Source organism: Pseudomonas sp. IT-P100, from assembly GCF_949767185.1.
In the GTDB taxonomy this organism is placed as follows: Bacteria; Pseudomonadota; Gammaproteobacteria; order Pseudomonadales; family Pseudomonadaceae; genus Aquipseudomonas; species Aquipseudomonas fluorescens_B.
In genome coordinates this window covers 74,498-89,610 of the sequence record NZ_CATKQK010000003.1, presented here as the reverse complement: position 1 = coordinate 89,610, position 15,113 = coordinate 74,498, and the positions used below count along the sequence as shown (strand labels likewise).

Annotated in this window: 13 protein-coding genes; 5 read left to right on the top strand and 8 right to left on the bottom strand. The window is 61.1% G+C overall.

The annotated features are described in order from the left end of the window. Positions 1 to 28: 28 nt before the first annotated feature. From paaA to paaF, 7 genes are all read right to left on the bottom strand, one after another. Positions 29 to 1,018 carry a 1,2-phenylacetyl-CoA epoxidase subunit PaaA gene (paaA, locus tag ACM6IQ_RS02470; RefSeq protein ID WP_017339745.1) on the bottom strand — a complete coding sequence of 330 codons (990 nt, stop codon included), beginning with the start codon at positions 1,016 to 1,018 and terminating at the stop codon, positions 29 to 31. 603 nt (positions 1,019 to 1,621) lie between these two features. Continuing rightward, the gene (gene paaK, locus ACM6IQ_RS02465) at positions 1,622 to 2,947 is read right to left on the bottom strand and encodes a phenylacetate--CoA ligase PaaK (RefSeq protein WP_017339743.1); all 1,326 of its coding nucleotides are present in this window, start codon (positions 2,945 to 2,947) and stop codon (positions 1,622 to 1,624) included. 99 nt (positions 2,948 to 3,046) lie between these two features. Then, on the bottom strand, positions 3,047 to 4,258 hold the full coding sequence (gene pcaF / locus ACM6IQ_RS02460; RefSeq protein WP_414878007.1) for a 3-oxoadipyl-CoA thiolase: 1,212 nt from the start codon (positions 4,256 to 4,258) through the stop codon (positions 3,047 to 3,049). Then, complete coding sequence (gene paaI, locus ACM6IQ_RS02455; protein WP_017339741.1) at positions 4,251 to 4,700, bottom strand: hydroxyphenylacetyl-CoA thioesterase PaaI; 450 nt, start codon at positions 4,698 to 4,700, stop codon at positions 4,251 to 4,253. Before paaI ends, pcaF begins: the two co-directional genes overlap by 8 nt. Further along, positions 4,693 to 6,210, bottom strand: coding sequence for a 3-hydroxyacyl-CoA dehydrogenase PaaH (gene paaH, locus ACM6IQ_RS02450; protein WP_414878006.1), 1,518 nt, complete (start codon positions 6,208 to 6,210; stop codon positions 4,693 to 4,695). The genes paaI and paaH overlap by 8 nt, the downstream gene beginning before the upstream one ends. Positions 6,211 to 6,213: 3 nt before the next feature. Further along, positions 6,214 to 7,005 carry a 2-(1,2-epoxy-1,2-dihydrophenyl)acetyl-CoA isomerase PaaG gene (gene paaG, locus ACM6IQ_RS02445; RefSeq protein WP_017339739.1) on the bottom strand — a complete coding sequence of 264 codons (792 nt, stop codon included), beginning with the start codon at positions 7,003 to 7,005 and terminating at the stop codon, positions 6,214 to 6,216. A 48-nt stretch (positions 7,006 to 7,053) separates the two neighbouring features. Then, positions 7,054 to 7,827, bottom strand: coding sequence for a 2,3-dehydroadipyl-CoA hydratase PaaF (paaF, locus tag ACM6IQ_RS02440; RefSeq protein WP_414878005.1), 774 nt, complete (start codon positions 7,825 to 7,827; stop codon positions 7,054 to 7,056). Between the two features lie 351 nt (positions 7,828 to 8,178). Here paaF and paaY point away from each other — a divergent pair, with 351 nt between their 5' ends. The 3 genes from paaY (at position 8,179) to feaR (ending at position 10,854) form a co-directional block, all read left to right on the top strand. Further along, the gene (gene paaY / locus ACM6IQ_RS02435) at positions 8,179 to 8,775 is read left to right on the top strand and encodes a phenylacetic acid degradation protein PaaY (RefSeq protein WP_017339737.1); all 597 of its coding nucleotides are present in this window, start codon (positions 8,179 to 8,181) and stop codon (positions 8,773 to 8,775) included. 154 nt (positions 8,776 to 8,929) lie between these two features. Continuing rightward, complete coding sequence (gene paaX / locus ACM6IQ_RS02430) at positions 8,930 to 9,853, top strand: phenylacetic acid degradation operon negative regulatory protein PaaX (protein WP_017339736.1); 924 nt, start codon at positions 8,930 to 8,932, stop codon at positions 9,851 to 9,853. An 86-nt stretch (positions 9,854 to 9,939) separates the two neighbouring features. Continuing rightward, on the top strand, positions 9,940 to 10,854 hold the full coding sequence (feaR, locus tag ACM6IQ_RS02425) for a transcriptional regulator FeaR (RefSeq protein ID WP_017339735.1): 915 nt from the start codon (positions 9,940 to 9,942) through the stop codon (positions 10,852 to 10,854). A 69-nt stretch (positions 10,855 to 10,923) separates the two neighbouring features. On the opposite strand, the gene tynA is transcribed toward feaR, so the two are convergent. Beyond that, positions 10,924 to 13,212 (bottom strand): primary-amine oxidase, encoded by a 2,289-nt coding sequence (gene tynA, locus ACM6IQ_RS02420; RefSeq protein WP_414878004.1) that lies wholly within the window; start codon positions 13,210 to 13,212, stop codon positions 10,924 to 10,926. 204 nt (positions 13,213 to 13,416) lie between these two features. On the opposite strand from tynA, the gene ACM6IQ_RS02415 reads away from it, so the two are divergent. Both ACM6IQ_RS02415 and ACM6IQ_RS02410 read left to right on the top strand, forming a co-directional pair. Further along, a complete protein-coding gene (locus ACM6IQ_RS02415) occupies positions 13,417 to 13,917 on the top strand; it encodes a sigma-70 family RNA polymerase sigma factor (RefSeq protein ID WP_017339733.1) in 501 nt (166 codons plus the stop codon). A 148-nt stretch (positions 13,918 to 14,065) separates the two neighbouring features. Then, entirely contained in the window at positions 14,066 to 15,049 is a 984-nt protein-coding gene (locus tag ACM6IQ_RS02410) for a FecR family protein (protein ID WP_414878043.1), read from the top strand. The last annotated feature ends 64 nt before the right edge of the window (positions 15,050 to 15,113 follow it).

The following is a 15,113-nucleotide window of genomic DNA, read 5'->3' as shown; positions in this document are numbered from 1 at the left end:
GGCGGTGTCTCCAGATCAGGTGGCCGAATCAGGCGGCGTTCTTGTTGTGTTTTTTGCGAGCGTGTGCGACCGCGGCTTCACGGACCCAGGCGCCGTCTTCGATCGCCTTGCGGCGGGTGGCGACGCGTTCCTGGTTGCACGGGCCGTTGCCCTTGAGCACTTCGTAGAACTCGCTCCACTGAATTTCGCCGAAGTCGTAGTGGCCGCGCTCGGCGTTCCACTTCAGGTCCGGGTCGGGGCAGGTGCAACCGAGCAATTCGAGTTGCGGGATGGTCTGGTCGATAAAGCGCTGGCGCAGTTCGTCGTTGCTCTGGCGCTTGATTTTCCAGGCCATGGACTGGGCGCTGTTGGGGGAGTGTTCGTCGCTTGGACCGAACATCATCAGTGACGGCCACCACAGGCGGTTGATCGCGTCCTGGACCATGTCTTTTTGTGCCTGATTGCCGTGGCGCATCATGGTCAGGAGGATTTCGTAGCCCTGGCGCTGGTGGAAACTTTCTTCCTTGCAGATGCGCACCATGGCCCGGGAGTAGGGGCCATACGAGGTGCGCTGCAATACGACCTGGTTGACGATCGCTGCGCCATCCACCAGCCAGCCCACAGCGCCCATGTCGGCCCAGTTCAAGGTCGGGTAGTTGAAGATGCTCGAGTACTTGGCCTTGCCGCTGTGCAGCTTGGCGATTTCCTCGTCACGGTCGGCGCCGAGGGTTTCCATGGCGCTGTACAGGTACAGGCCGTGGCCCGCTTCGTCCTGAATCTTGGCCATCAGTTGCAGTTTGCGTTTGAGCGATGGCGCGCGGGTGACCCAGTTGCCTTCGGGCAGCATGCCGACGATTTCGGAGTGGGCGTGCTGGGAGATCTGGCGGATCAGGGTCTGGCGATAGGCATCAGGCATCCAGTTTTTCGCTTCGATCTTGATTTCTGAATCGATTTTTTCCTGGAAGGCACGTTCCTGTTCGGACATCTCCGAGAGGTCTTTGATGCGCTTTACGCCGGTTTCTACGAGCTGTGCGTACATGGGGGTCTCCCGCCTTGAATCTGAATCGAGGGCATGGAGAACTTTATAAGCGATACAGAATTTAATATCAAACAGAAAATATAGTGTCGTATTATTTTTTGTATCGCTTTGGGGGGGAGGGGGTGGGTGTACATATCCGTTTCTTCGGTAACGGCGGCTATTGGTTTCGCCCTTACGGCGAGTCACTTGGAGAAGCGCCAAGTAACCAAGCGCTTTTGCCCCTTTCGTTCGGCCCTTCGCCCAGGCTCAAGGTGCCCTCGCTCCGGTCCTGCTCCGTGGGCCCGCCGCCCATGCAACCGAGGCGGCCTCCCGGCCGGCCAGGCTCTTCGGATGTGTACATTCCCTGTGGGAGCTAGCCTGCTAGCGATGGCCGCCAACGAAAACGCGTGCTGTCTGAATGAACGCAGTGTCTGGCCCTCCATCGCTAGCAGGCTAGCTCCCACAGGGATTGTTGGCGGGCATGACATGGGCGTTCACCGCCGATGATTCTGAAGAGCTGCAGGCCGGCTATCAGGCCGTCATCGCTGGCAAGCCAGCTCCCACAGAGCCCGAGTACACCCAAAAAAAAGCCCCGCAAAAGCGGGGCCAAAAAGGGTGCAGCAGTCATGCCTTCGGGCGCTTGTCCATCACGTGACAAGCCTTGCCCTCAGAGCGCTTGATCGAATGCATCGGCTGCAAGACGATCCGCGAACTGATCCCGATATACGTCTTGATATGCCGACTCAACTCGCCACAAACAGCCTTCTGCTGTTCATCGTTCAGGTGCTGGTGTTCAGCCTTGAGCTCGACATGCACATCAACGCTGTCCAGGTTCCCATTGCGATACAGGTGAATCTCGTAACACTCTGAAAGCTGTTTGATTTTCAGCACCTGCTCTTCGATCTGCGTCGGGAACACGTTCACCCCGCGAATGATCAACATGTCATCGCTGCGCCCGGTGATCTTGTCGATCCGCCGCATCGGCCGCGCAGTCCCCGGCAGCAAGCGCGTGAGGTCGCGGGTGCGATAGCGGATCATCGGCAGGGCTTCTTTGCTCAGCGACGTGAACACGAGCTCGCCCATCTGCCCGTCCGGCAGCACTTCACCGGTGACCGGGTCGATGATTTCCGGGTAGAAGTGGTCTTCCCAGATCGTCGGCCCGTCCTTGGATTCCGCGCACTCCATGGCGACACCCGGCCCCATGATTTCCGAGAGGCCGTAGATGTCCAGTGCGGTAATGCCCAAACGGTTTTCGATGGCGCTGCGCAGTTCGCCGGTCCAGGGTTCGGCGCCGAAGATGCCCAGGCGCAGGGCCAGTTTGTGCGGGTCGATGCCCTGGCGCTCGATTTCATCGGCGATGTTGAGCATGTAGGACGGCGTGACCATGATGATGTCCGGCTGGAAATCCTTGATCAGTTGCACTTGCTTTTCAGTCTGGCCACCGGACATCGGAATCACCGTGCAGCCCAGGCGTTCGGCACCGTAGTGCGCGCCGAGGCCGCCGGTGAACAGGCCGTAGCCATAGGAAATATGCACTTTGTCGCCCCGTCGGCCACCCGCTGCGCGGATCGAACGAGCGACTACGTTGGCCCAGGTGTCGATATCGTTTTGGGTATAACCGACGACGGTCGGTTTGCCCGTGGTGCCGCTGGACGCGTGCAGGCGCACCACGTCGTGCATCGGCACGGCGAACATGCCGTAGGGGTAGTTGTCGCGCAGGTCGGATTTGGTGGTGAACGGAAACTTCGCCAGATCTTCCAGGCATTTGATGTCATCCGGGTGTACGCCCAGCGCATCGAAGCGTTGGCGATACAGCGGCACATTGTTGTAGGCGTGGTTCAGGCTCCAGCGCAGGCGATCCAGCTGGAGCTGACGGAGTTCATCGATGCTGGCGGTTTCAATCGGGTCCAGCACAGGATCAAGCACGGCTTTGGCAATTGGCATGTTCATAACTTCACTCGAATTATTTTTGTGTTCCAGCCCGGCCTCAGCCGGGCTTTGAGTGCATGCCCCAAGGATACCTCTCGGCTCCCCGGGAATCGCGATTCTTTAGTCGGACAGACGCTCGATGATCAGCGCGATGCCCTGGCCGACGCCGATGCACATGGTGCACAAGGCGTAGCGGCCTTGACGTTCTTCCAGTTCGTGCAGGGCGGTGGTCACCAGGCGTGCGCCGCTCATGCCCAACGGATGGCCGAGGGCAATCGCGCCGCCGTTCGGGTTGACCCGCGGATCGGTGTCGCTCAGGCCGAGCTCACGCAGCACCGCCAGGCCTTGCGCGGCGAAGGCTTCGTTGAGTTCGATCACGTCCATGTCCGCCAGGCTCAGGTTGGCCAGTTCCAGCACCTTGCGCGTGGCCGGCAGCGGGCCGATGCCCATGATTCGCGGCTCGACGCCGGCAGTGGCCATGGCGACGACCCTGCCACGTGCTTTCAAACCATGGCGTTTGGCGATTTCCGGACTGGCGAGCAACAGTGCACAGGCGCCGTCATTGACCCCGGAGGCGTTGCCGGCAGTGACGCTGCCCCCTTCACGAAACGGTGTGCCGAGCTTCTGCAGTTGCTCAAGCGTGGTGTCGCCGCGCGGGTGTTCGTCGTGCTCGACGACTTTGGCCGGGCCTTTGCGCTGGGGGATCTCGACTGCGACGATTTCCCTGGCCAGACGCCCGCTGGCCTGGGCCGCGCTGGCACGCTGCTGGCTGCGCAGGGCGAAAGCGTCCTGGTCGGCGCGGGAGATGTTGAACTGCTCGGCGACGTTCTCGGCGGTCTCCGGCATCGAGTCGATGCCGTAGGCTTTTTTCATCAGCGGATTGACGAAGCGCCAGCCGATGGTGGTGTCGTAGAGCTGCGCGTCCCGGGAGAACGCCTGCTCGGCCTTGCCCATCACCAACGGTGCGCGGGACATCGATTCGACGCCGCCGACCAGCATCAGCCCGGCCTCGCCGCAACGAATCGCCCGCGCCGCCGTGCCGATCGCATCCAGCCCGGAACCGCACAAACGGTTGAGTGTGGTGCCCGGCACGCTGACCGGCAGTCCGGCCAGCAGCGCCGACATGCGCGCGACGTTGCGGTTGTCTTCGCCGGCCTGGTTGGCGCAGCCGTAGATCACATCGTCGACCGCGTTCCAGTCGACCTGCGGGTGACGGCGCAGCAATTCACGCAACGGCACCGCGCCGAGGTCGTCGGCGCGCACGCCGCTCAAGGCGCCGGCATAGCGGCCGATCGGGGTCCGCACCGCATCGATGATCAAGGCGTCATTCATTCGGGGTCTCCTGCGCGAGCACTGTGCCGCGCACTTTGTAGGATTTGCCATGGAACAGGGCAATCAGCTGGCCCAGTTGGTTTTCAATGCGCACGTCGTAGTTGCCGGTGCGACCGGAGCGGCTTTGCTCGGTGCAATCGGCGGTCAAGGTGTCGCCCAGGCGTGCCGGGGCGATGTAGTCGATGCTGCAACCGATGGCCACCGTGGCTTCGTTGTAGCTGTTGCAGGCAAAGGCGAACGCCGAGTCGGCGAGGGCGAACAGGTAGCCGCCGTGGCAGGTGCCGTGGCCTTGAATCATGTCGGCGCGCACGCTCATGCCGACGCGGGCGCAACCCGGAGCGGTCGAGAGCAGGCGCATGCCCATCGCCTGGCTGGCGGTGTCGCGCTTGAACAGCGTTTGCGCGCAGGTGCTGGCCAGATTCATCGCTTCATGGTTAGTCATGGAAAGTCCTCCCTTCGGCAACGCGGCGGCGCAACAGCAGCGACGGTCGATAGCGTTCTTCGCCGTAACTGGCTTGCAGGTTTTCCAGCACGTTGAGGATGTGCGCAGGGCCGATGGCATCGGCCCAGGCCAGCGGGCCTTGGGGGTAATTGACCCCGGCGCGCATCGCCAGATCGATGTCGGCGGCCGAGGCCACGCCTTGCAGCACGGCGTCGGCGGCTTCATTGGCGAGCATAGCGACGGTGCGCAAGACGGCGAGTGCCGGGCTGTCGTTGAGTAAGCTGACGGTGAGTCCGGCCTGTTGCAGCAGCGCAACGCCGTGTTCGAGCGCATCGGGGCTGATGCCGGCCGAGCAACTGATCGCTATTCGAGTCGACTGGCCGAAGTCGGCTACGAGGTCGAGCAGGATCAGATTGCGCAAGCCATCTTCTTTGGCGCGCTGACCGGCCATGCGCCCGTCGCTCAATGCGAGCACCGCATCACCGACTCGCAGCAAGCCTTGTCCATCGCGCTGAATGACGTCGATCCGGTGTTTGCGCAATCGCTGGATCAGCGCGTTGGCGATGCCCAGATCACCTTCGGCCGTGCAGGTTGCGACGGTCTGTTTGCTGCTGATGAATGTCGGCAGTGGACGCTCCGCACCTTCGGCATAGTTGTAGAAACCATGACCGCTTTTGCGACCGAGACGCCCGGCCTCCACCAATTCCTTCTGAATCAACGACGGCAGGAAACGCGTGTCGCCGTAATAGGCGTCGAACACCGAACAGGTCACGGCATAGTTGACGTCATGGCCAATCAGATCAGTCAGTTCAAACGCGCCCATCGCAAAGCCCCCGGCTTCGCGCATCAACGCATCCAGCGTCGCGCAATCGGCCACGCCCTCCTGCAGCAGGCGCAGGCTTTCGGCGTAGAACGGGCGAGCGACGCGGTTGACGATGAAGCCCGGTGTCGAGCGGGTGTGTACCGGTTTCTTGCCCCAGGCGTTGGCGGTGTCGTAAAGACACTCGGCCAGCGCCGGGTCGCTGGCCAGACCCGAGACAATTTCCACCAGCGCCATGACCGGCGCCGGGTTGAAGAAGTGCAGGCCTAGCAAGCGTTGCGGATGACTCAGCTGCGCAGCGATGCTGGTGATCGACAGCGAAGAAGTGTTGCTGGCCAGAATGCAGTGCTCACCGCAGATGCCTTCCAGCTGACGAAAAAGAGCGCGCTTGACCTCGAGGTTTTCGACGATGGCTTCGATGATCAGCTCGCAATCGGCCAGCGCTTCGATGGCTTCCACCGCCTCTAAACGCGAGACCGTTGCCTTCCGTGCTTCGTCCGACAGCTTGCCTTTCTCGACACGCTTGACCAGTTGCCGGTCAATGCCGTCGATGGCCTGAGCGGCAGCGCCCGGACGGTTGTCGAGCAACAGCACCGGATGACCGGCCTGTGCCGCGACCTGAGCGATGCCTGCGCCCATGGCCCCGGCGCCGATCACCGCGATGCGCGCGTTGGTGTTCAGTGCGGTCATGACTCAGCGCCCCTTGAAGCTTGGGCTGCGTTTTTCCATGAAGGCGCTGACGCCTTCACGGTAATCCTCGCTGCGCCCGGCCAAGCGTTGCAGGTCTTTTTCCAGCTCCAGTTGTTCGTCGAACGTGTTGCTCAGGCTGGCGTTCAGGCTGCGCTTGATCAGCGCCAACCCATACGTCGGTTGTGTGGCCAGATGGCGGGCAAGCGTCAGGGCTTCATGGCGCAGGTCGGCATCGTCGACCACGCGATAGATCAGCCCCCATTGCTCGGCCTGCTCCGCCGTCAGGCGATTGCCCAGCAGGGCCAGTGCCTTGGCGCGGGCCATGCCGACCAGGCGTGGCAGGGTCCAGGTACCGCCGGAATCGGGGATCAAGCCGATCTTGCAGAAAGCCTGGATGAAGCTCGCCGAACGCGCCGCCACTACCAGGTCGCACGCCAGCGGAATGTTCGCGCCAGCCCCGGCCGCCACGCCGTTGACCGCGCAGATCACCGGCAGCGGCAAGTCACGCAACTGGCGGATCAGCGGGTTGTAGAACTTCTCGATCGACTCGCCCAGATCCGGCACGGCACTGCCCGGCGCGACATTGCGATCGCTGAGGTCTTGGCCGGCGCAGAAGCCGCGACCTTCACCGGTCAGCAGCAAGACGCGCACGTCCGGGTTCTGCCGGACCTGTTTCAGCGCTTCTTTCACTTCGCCATGCATCTGCGCATTGAAGCTGTTGAGCTGGTCCGGCCGATTGAGGCTGAGCAGGGCGACGCCGGCCTCGATGGAAAACAGGATGTGTTCGAAGTTCATGGTCTTGGCGCTCTCTGAGAGGTCGTTCGAATTCATTGGCTGACCGGGTTACTGCCCGGTGAAAGTCGGTGTGCGTTTTTCCTGAAAGGCCCGAATGCCTTCGTCGCGGTCACGGGTGCCGGCGAGCACGGTGAAGGCGTGGCGTTCGAAACGCAGGCCGCTGGCGAGGTCGGTGTCCATGGCCTTGAGCAACGCCTCCTTGGCCAGGCGCACGGCCAGCGGCGCTTTTGCGGCGATGCTGCGGGCGACCTGCAGGGCGCGTTCGACAGTGAATTCCGGTTGTGTCACTTCGCTGATCAGACCGGCGCGTTGGGCCTGGCGGGCATCGATCGGTTCGCCGGTCAGGACCATCTGCATGGCCATGGATTTGCCCACGGCGCGCAACAGGCGTTGGGTGCCACCGGCGCCAGGCATGATCCCGAGGTTGATTTCCGGCTGGCCGAAGCGGGCGTCTTCACCGGCAATGATGATGTCGGCGTGCATCGCCAGTTCGCAGCCACCGCCGAGGGCGAAGCCGTTGACGGCAGCGATCAGCGGTTTGTTGAAACGGGTGATGGTTTGCCACGACGCCTGGCGCGGGTCGTCGAGGATGCCGACCAGATCGCGCTCGGCCATTTCCTTGATGTCGGCGCCAGCGGCGAAGGCCTTGCGGCTACCGGTCAGGACCACGACGCGGGTGTCGGGATCGGCTTGGGCGGTGCTCAGTTCATCGGCCAGTTCACCGAGCAATTCGGTGGTCAGGGCATTCAGCGCTTGCGGACGCTGCAGGGTAATCAGGCGAACGCCCGGCTCGATGATCTCGACAGCAAGGGTTAGAGGCATGGCGGATGCCCTCACGGTGCACGCTCGGCTGTAATGCCGGCTCATTATTGGATCGGCGCGGTAGGCCGGTTTTGCTCGAGTATACCTGCAACGTGATACGCAAATGCAATAGTAATGTCTAATTAATGTGTCTTGTTTGGGGTTGTTTGATTTGCCAGTTAAGGTTTTGATTAAATTCTAAACTCGCTGAAGTCGCCGTTTTTATTGGCTTAAGCTTTGGTTTTTGCGCGTGCGGGAGCGCCTCGCATCGCGGGATTAATAAGTGATACGGTTTTTGTGCTTTGTTAAGGTAAAAGCGATGTGATACAAACTGATCCAGTATCTGCATCGCTTTATGAAAAGGAACGTCCCATGACCTGCTACAGCCTCGATGGCTTGACCCCGGTGGTTGATCCCACTGCTTACGTTCATCCGTCAGCCGTTTTGATCGGTGATGTGATTGTCGGTCCCCAGTGCTACGTCGGGCCGCTGGCCAGCCTGCGCGGGGACTTCGGCCGGATCGTGCTGGAGGAGGGCGCCAATCTGCAGGACACCTGCGTGATGCACGGTTTCCCGGACAGCGACACCGTGGTCGAACGCAACGGTCACATTGGTCACGGCGCGGTGTTGCACGGGTGCCGGATTGGCGCAGATGCGCTGGTGGGGATGAATGCGGTGGTGATGGACAATGCGCGCATCGGTGCTCGCTCATTCGTCTCGGCGGCCGCGTTCGTCAAGGCGGGATTCGAATGCCCCGAGCAGTCGCTGATCATGGGCGCGCCGGCCAGTGTCAAGCGCAGCCTCAGCGATGAAGAGGTGTCGTGGAAACAGGCGGGTACTCGCGAATATCAGCAACTGGCCAGGCGTTGCCTTGAGCAGATGCGCGTCTGCGAGCCGCTGACCGAACCGGAACCCGACCGCCCGCGCATAAGCGACAGCGGCCTGCGGCCCAAGGGCAGCGTCTCTTGAACGCTGATCCCCTTGTGGGAGCGAGCCTGCTCGCGATTGCGGAGTGTCAGTCACCATCATTGTTATCTGGCACAGCGCAATCGCGAGCAGGCTCGCTCCCACAGGGAGAGGCGCATTCGGTATATTCCTTTTCTTTTTTCAGCTCGGTACGCCCATGTCGTCCCTGACACCCTTGAACCACCTGATTACCCGCTTCCAGGAACAGACGCCGATCCGCGCCAGCTCCTTGATCATCACGCTGTACGGGGATGCCATCGAACCCCACGGCGGCACGGTGTGGCTGGGCAGTCTGATTCAGTTGCTCGAACCCATCGGCATCAACGAACGGCTGATCCGCACCTCGATTTTTCGCCTGACCAAGGAAGGCTGGCTGACCGCCGAGAAAGTCGGGCGTCGCAGCTACTACAGCCTGACCGGCACCGGTCGCCGGCGTTTCGACAAGGCCTTCAAGCGCGTCTACAGCTCCACCGTTCCGGCATGGGACGGTTCGTGGTGCCTGGTGATGCTCACGCAACTGACCCAGGACAAGCGCAAACAAGTGCGCGAAGAACTGGAGTGGCAAGGTTTTGGTGCGATCTCGCCGGCGGTGCTGGCCTGTCCGCGCAGTGATCGGGCCGATGTCAACGCGACCTTGCTCGACCTTGGCGCCCAGGAAGACACCATCGTTTTCGAAACCACCGCGCAAGACGTGCTGGCCTCCAAGGCCCTGCGTCTGCAGGTACGCGAGAGCTGGAACATCGAGGAACTGGCGGCCCATTACAGCGAGTTCATCCAGCTGTTCCGACCGCTCTGGCAAGCGCTTCGCGAGCAGGAAAACCTGCAGCCGTCCGACTGCTTCCTGGCACGGGTCCTGCTTATTCATGAGTACCGCAAACTGCTGTTGCGCGACCCGCAGCTGCCGGACGAATTGTTGCCCGGCGATTGGGAAGGGCGCGCCGCCCGGCAGTTGTGCCGCAATATTTACCGGCTGATCTACGCCAAGGCCGAGGAATGGTTGAACAGCGCACTGGAGACCGCCGATGGTCCGTTGCCGGATGTGGGCGAAAGCTTCTATCGGCGTTTTGGCGGGCTTAAATAACCCGCTTGTTGTCGAAGGAGCGTCCCTGTTCAGGAGAACCCGTGGATTGGCGTAGATAATAAAAACAAGCCTGCGTGAGGCCCGACATGATTTCTTCAATTGCACAGCGCCGTGATGGCTTCGATCAGTGGATTCATCAGATCAACCAGATCTGTGGCGCCTTCAACGCGCAGCCTCTGGGTGACGAGTTTGCCGGACACATTCGCGAGCACCAGGACGGCGCGCTGAAGCTCAGTTTTGTCGATGCCCGCCAGGCTCGGCTGTACCGCACGCCTCAGGAAGTCGCGGCTGGCGAGGGTGGCAAATACTTTGCGGTGTTCCAGCTCGATGGCACCGCCGGTATGGCCCAGGGCGACAGCAAGGTGTTGCTGTCGGCCGGGGATATCACGCTGATCGACGCTTCGCGCCCCAGCGACTTTACCTACAGTGAAAACTCGCGGCAGTTGTCCTTGATTCTTCCCTCGCAACTGGTCGAGCAAACCCTGCGCTTCAGTCAGGTCAAGTGCGGCCACCGGATTGCCGCGACATCGCCCATCGCGATGCTGTCGCACCGTCTGATTCTGGACGCCACGCACCAGCAATGCCTGAGCCGGGCAGAAAGCGAAGCGACGCTGGAGGCGATTGTCAGCCTGCTGCGTCCGGCCATCAGCCACAGTGAAGCGTGCACGGATGTGCAGGAGCGCCTCTTTCGCAAGACCCTGGGCTTTATTGATGAGCACATCCGCTCGGAAGACCTTTGCCCCGAATGGCTGGCGCGAGAAGTGGGCATGTCGACGCGTGGGCTGTACCGGATGTTCGCCAGGAAGGGCCTGGTGGTGGCGCGGTACATCAAGAATCGTCGGCTGGATTTGTGCGCGGAGTCCCTGCGCCAATCGCGCACGGAGCAGAAGTTGTCGGTGCTGGGGTATTCGTGGGGCTTTTCCGATTCGAGCTACTTTTCCACGGCGTTCAAATCGCGGTTCGGCATTTCGCCCGGTGAATACCGCAAAAAACACGCCTGAGATCCAATTGAATAAACACCTAACCCCTGTGGGAGCGAGCAAGCCCGCCCCCACAGGGTTGTGTGTGTCTTATTTCGGCGCGTTGAGGTTCAACGTCGGCGTCTCATCAAAGAAATTCCACGGCTTCAACAGCACATGCACCCACTCGGTCGGCATGATCGGCCATTCTTCCGCGCGGGCGATGTGCGTGGTGCCGGTGGTCAACCAGACCACATCATCGGCGTTTTCGATGGACTGATTGTCGTGGGTGAACTGCCCAAGTCCCGCGTCCTTGTCCGAACGGTTCGGGTATTTGCCTTCCGGGTACTTTTCTTCCGGGTTGTAGCGGGTCACCCACAGTTGTTTGTCCATGAAGCTCAGGCGGTGATAGAGCCATTCGTCCTTGCCGAAGTTGGCGCCCTTGGCCACCGGGTGCGTGCCGCCCGCATACGGAATCAACTGATAGGAAACCGGGTTGCCGACTTTGTTTTCCTTACTGAAGTTGGTCAGCAGGCGAACGGTCGAGGGGTCGAATTTCTGCGCGGCCTGCTGTTCAGTGCCGACCACTTGCTGCTCGGTCTGCATGGTGCTGGTCCGCGGTCCGCCACGGTCGTTCGGGGCCACCACCGGGTTCACTTCCACCAGTGAGTTGTTTTCACCGTCCACGTCCATGTCGAGGCGGAAGTTGTAGATGTGCTGGTGCGTGGTGCCGACGATGTTGTGGTCCAGCAGCGTGCCGTAGCGCGTGTCTTCCTTGGCCGTGGCTTCATGCATGGTTTTCGATTTAACACCCTTGACCGCTTCGATCCCGGTGGCGCCGGCGTCGATGCCGATGGTGCCGTTCTGCTGGAAAACCCAGTCGAAGATGTAGTCGTAGTTGCCGACGGTGCTGATCCAGCGCACCACCAGTTCTCGCCGTTCGGTGCTGAGGTTGGGCTGGCCCATTTCCTGGTGTTTGTATTCCGGGCCGGCGTAACGCTCGAACACCGCCATGGCGCGGGGAATCGAGGTGGGTGCGCCGGTGTAGTCGGCAATCGTGGCGTCCAGCAGCACGGCGTTTTCCGGCGCGTCCTTGCCGCGCGCAATCGGCGAGGTCAGTGTGCCCATGCCGTAATCGCCCGAGTCGAGATAGGCCTTGAAGTACCACCCGCCATCGGGGTCGCCGTAGGGCACGATCATGCCGCCGAGCGAACCTTCGTACATGATTTTGCGTTTCTTGCCCTTGTCGTCATACGTGACCGTGGACAGGATCGGACCGACCCGGGAATCGAGGCGAACGTGGAAATCCCAGTTTTGCCAGTGAATGCTGTTGCCGGTGATGGTGTAGTTTTTTCCCTCGGGCTCGGTAATTTCCAGCGGCTTGACCGACGTGCCCTTGCGCCCGCGCCCATCATACGGCGTGGGTTTCATCGGCACCGGAATGACCGCGTCGTCTTCGATCTTGATCAGCTTCTTCTGCTCCAGGTCGACAATCGCCACCAGACCCTCGATCGGGTGCGCCCAGTAGTTACCGTCACCGGTATTCAGATAGCTGACGATTTTCAGCAACCGCTTGTCCTGCGCCAGGCCGTCCTTGCCGTCGAAGTAACCGACCGTCAACGGCGTCGCCACGACCTTTTTCACGTCGGTGATCCCGCGTTTGGCCAGCGCCTGCGCATAGTCGGGGCTCGCTTCGATGGCGGATTGCACCGTCGCGAAGTCATCCAGCAGGACCATGCCGTGGGCGCCTTCGACGGGTTTCCACGACTTGAGCGTCTTGCTGTCGAGATCGACCAGGCCCTCGATCACATGCTTGCCGTCGAGCACCACGATGTTGGCCTGACGCGGCTGGGCGACGTTCTGCCCGGTGTAGACGAAATTCCACACCTGCTCCTTCGGCGGCTCGTTGACCGAGACTTCGGTGAAACGGAAACCGGGTTTGTAGTGCTCCGATTGCCTGATGATCTCGACAGCGGTCTTGATCTCGTCCGCGCTCAGCGGGTTGAGCGGGTTGGGGCGTGTCTCGACGACAAACGTCTTGTCCAGACCGGACTGGAACACCTGATTGATAAAGTCCTTGGACATGAAGGCGATCTTGCCCTTGAACACCACCGGCACGCTCAGCTCCATCCGTTTACCGTTGAGCACCGCCACTTTGCTGCCCGGCTTGACCTTGAGATAAACGCCGTCCTTGGCAATCACGAACAGATCGGCGTAGTCGTCCCATTTGACGGTTGCGCCAAACTCTTCAAGACCCGATTGCAACGGCACCATTTCAGCGGCGCCACCGTGGGCACTGGCCTGGTTGACCCAACACGGCAGGCCGAGCGTGGCAAGGCTGATGGCCAGCGCGAGGCGGGCGAGGGGTTTTCTTTTCAGTGAGGCAAAGGAGGTGAACATGTCTGGGGTTCCTGGACAAAAGCCGATGACTGGCATTAGCACACTTTGCTACAGCCAGTGACTGGCTTCTTTTGGATGCCTGCCAGAATCCTTTGGCTCCGTGCCTAAATCAACTTTCCCGTTGATCTGCCTCGGATTGGAATCCATTGCTTCCAGTTAATAGGAAGCATTACTATTCACGCCCCATCTCCACAGCACACCGCAATGTCCCCCAAGCTGCCCCGCAGACACGGCTTTTTCGAGCATTACGAAGAGTTGGTTGGCACCTGGACCCGTCGCCTGAGAAATCGACAGCAGGCCGAGGATCTGGCCCACGACACCTTCGTGCGGTTGCTTGAGTCGGATTCGGCGGTGGTGGCGCAGCCTCGGGCGTATTTGCACCAGACTGCGCGCAATATCGCGGTGGATGGTTATCGGCGTGAGGATCGACGGGGTGCCATGGAGTCGGAGGCGATCGATCACAGTGTGTCGTCGTCCGGCGACCCGGAGCATTTCATGCAGGCGATCCAATTGGCTGATTGCATCGAACGGGCGCTGGCCGAGCTGCCGGTCAATTGTCGCAAGGTGTTTGTCTGGCAGAAGATCGAAGGCCTGACCCAGGCCGAAATCGCCGAACGCCTGGGACTGTCCAAGAACATGGTGGAAAAGTATATGATCCGCACCCTGCGGCATCTGCGCGACCGCCTCGACGGACTGCAATCATGATGTGCGTTGGCTTTTGCAGGAGCTGGCGAAGCCTGCGATCTTTTGATGTTCGGCGATTTCAACACCGCCAAAAGATCGCAGCCTTCGGCAGCTCCTGCACGAAACAAAGGCGCCGCGCCTTCTCACCCCCAGCCAAACAGGAACTTCCATAATGGATACTCGTGATTGTGCGTGCGGGCAAACAACGGTTCGCGATGAGGCGGCGCAGTGGTTTGTGCGTTTGCAGGAACCGGCCGTCGACGTCGAAGAGCGTCGACGTTTTGAGCTTTGGCTGAACGAGCACTCTCAGCACCGCGATGAATTTCAATTGCTTCAGGGCCTGTGGACCGCCGCAGACCTGGTGTCACGTGCGCGACTGCAAGCCTTGTGCGAAACCCCGCCGGTGCGCCGCAAACGTCATCCGCTGGTGCGTTATGCCGTGGCGGCCAGTGTACTGGCCGTGGCGCTCGGCCTGGGACTGTTCAGCGGCTTGAATCAACCCACGTCTTACACCGCCGAGTTTTCGACGGCCCTGGGCGAACGTCGCCAGGTGGCGTTGCCGGACGGTTCGGTGATCGATCTGAACAGCCGCAGCCGCCTTCAAGTGCGCTATGAAAAAGGCCATCGAGACATTGAGCTGATGGAAGGCGAGGCGATGTTCAGCGTCGCGCACGACAGCGATTGGCCGTTTGTGGTCGAGGCGGGCAGCGGCAAAGTCACGGTCACCGGGACCCGCTTCGATGTGCGTCGCGGCGTCAGCGACACCCGGGTCGTGGTGGAGCAAGGCACGGTCAAGGTTCAGGGGCGCGGTGCGCCCGACAACGAATTCATCAGCCTCACTGCCGGCCTCGGTACACGTGTCGACGCCCAGGGCACCGTCGCGGTGGCGTATGCCGTTAACCCGGCGGAACTGACCGCCTGGCGCAGCGGCAAACTGGTGTTCAACAACGCCAGCCTTGCCGAAGTGGCTGAGGAAGTGTCGCGCTATCGGGAGAAACCCCTCACCGTCGGCAACGACAAAGTCGGCAATCTGCGCCTGACCAGTGTGTTCAAGTCCGACAACACCGATGCGCTGCTCAAGGCCTTGCCGAACATCCTGCCGGTGGCCGTGCGCACCCTCGATGACGGCAGTCAGGAAATAATTTCACAATAAATTCAGGTTTTTTTCGAGTTCATCGTCTTCTAGCCTAACTGCAACTGGTTTGCATTAACAAACG

Bases quoted from the DNA above. Each gene is read 5' to 3' on its own strand.
- paaX (WP_017339736.1), top strand. From the start codon at position 8,930: ATGTCGTCCCTGACACCCTTGAACCACCTGATTACCCGCTTCCAGGAA.
- paaI (WP_017339741.1), bottom strand. From the start codon at position 4,700: ATGACTAACCATGAAGCGATGAATCTGGCCAGCACCTGCGCGCAAACG.
- paaK (WP_017339743.1), bottom strand. From the start codon at position 2,947: ATGAACATGCCAATTGCCAAAGCCGTGCTTGATCCTGTGCTGGACCCG.
- pcaF (WP_414878007.1), bottom strand. From the start codon at position 4,258: ATGAATGACGCCTTGATCATCGATGCGGTGCGGACCCCGATCGGCCGC.
- paaY (WP_017339737.1), top strand. From the start codon at position 8,179: ATGACCTGCTACAGCCTCGATGGCTTGACCCCGGTGGTTGATCCCACT.
- paaF (WP_414878005.1), bottom strand. From the start codon at position 7,827: ATGCCTCTAACCCTTGCTGTCGAGATCATCGAGCCGGGCGTTCGCCTG.
- paaG (WP_017339739.1), bottom strand. From the start codon at position 7,005: ATGAACTTCGAACACATCCTGTTTTCCATCGAGGCCGGCGTCGCCCTG.
- paaH (WP_414878006.1), bottom strand. From the start codon at position 6,210: ATGACCGCACTGAACACCAACGCGCGCATCGCGGTGATCGGCGCCGGG.
- paaA (WP_017339745.1), bottom strand. From the start codon at position 1,018: ATGTACGCACAGCTCGTAGAAACCGGCGTAAAGCGCATCAAAGACCTC.
- feaR (WP_017339735.1), top strand. From the start codon at position 9,940: ATGATTTCTTCAATTGCACAGCGCCGTGATGGCTTCGATCAGTGGATT.
- ACM6IQ_RS02415 (WP_017339733.1), top strand. From the start codon at position 13,417: ATGTCCCCCAAGCTGCCCCGCAGACACGGCTTTTTCGAGCATTACGAA.
- tynA (WP_414878004.1), bottom strand. From the start codon at position 13,212: ATGTTCACCTCCTTTGCCTCACTGAAAAGAAAACCCCTCGCCCGCCTC.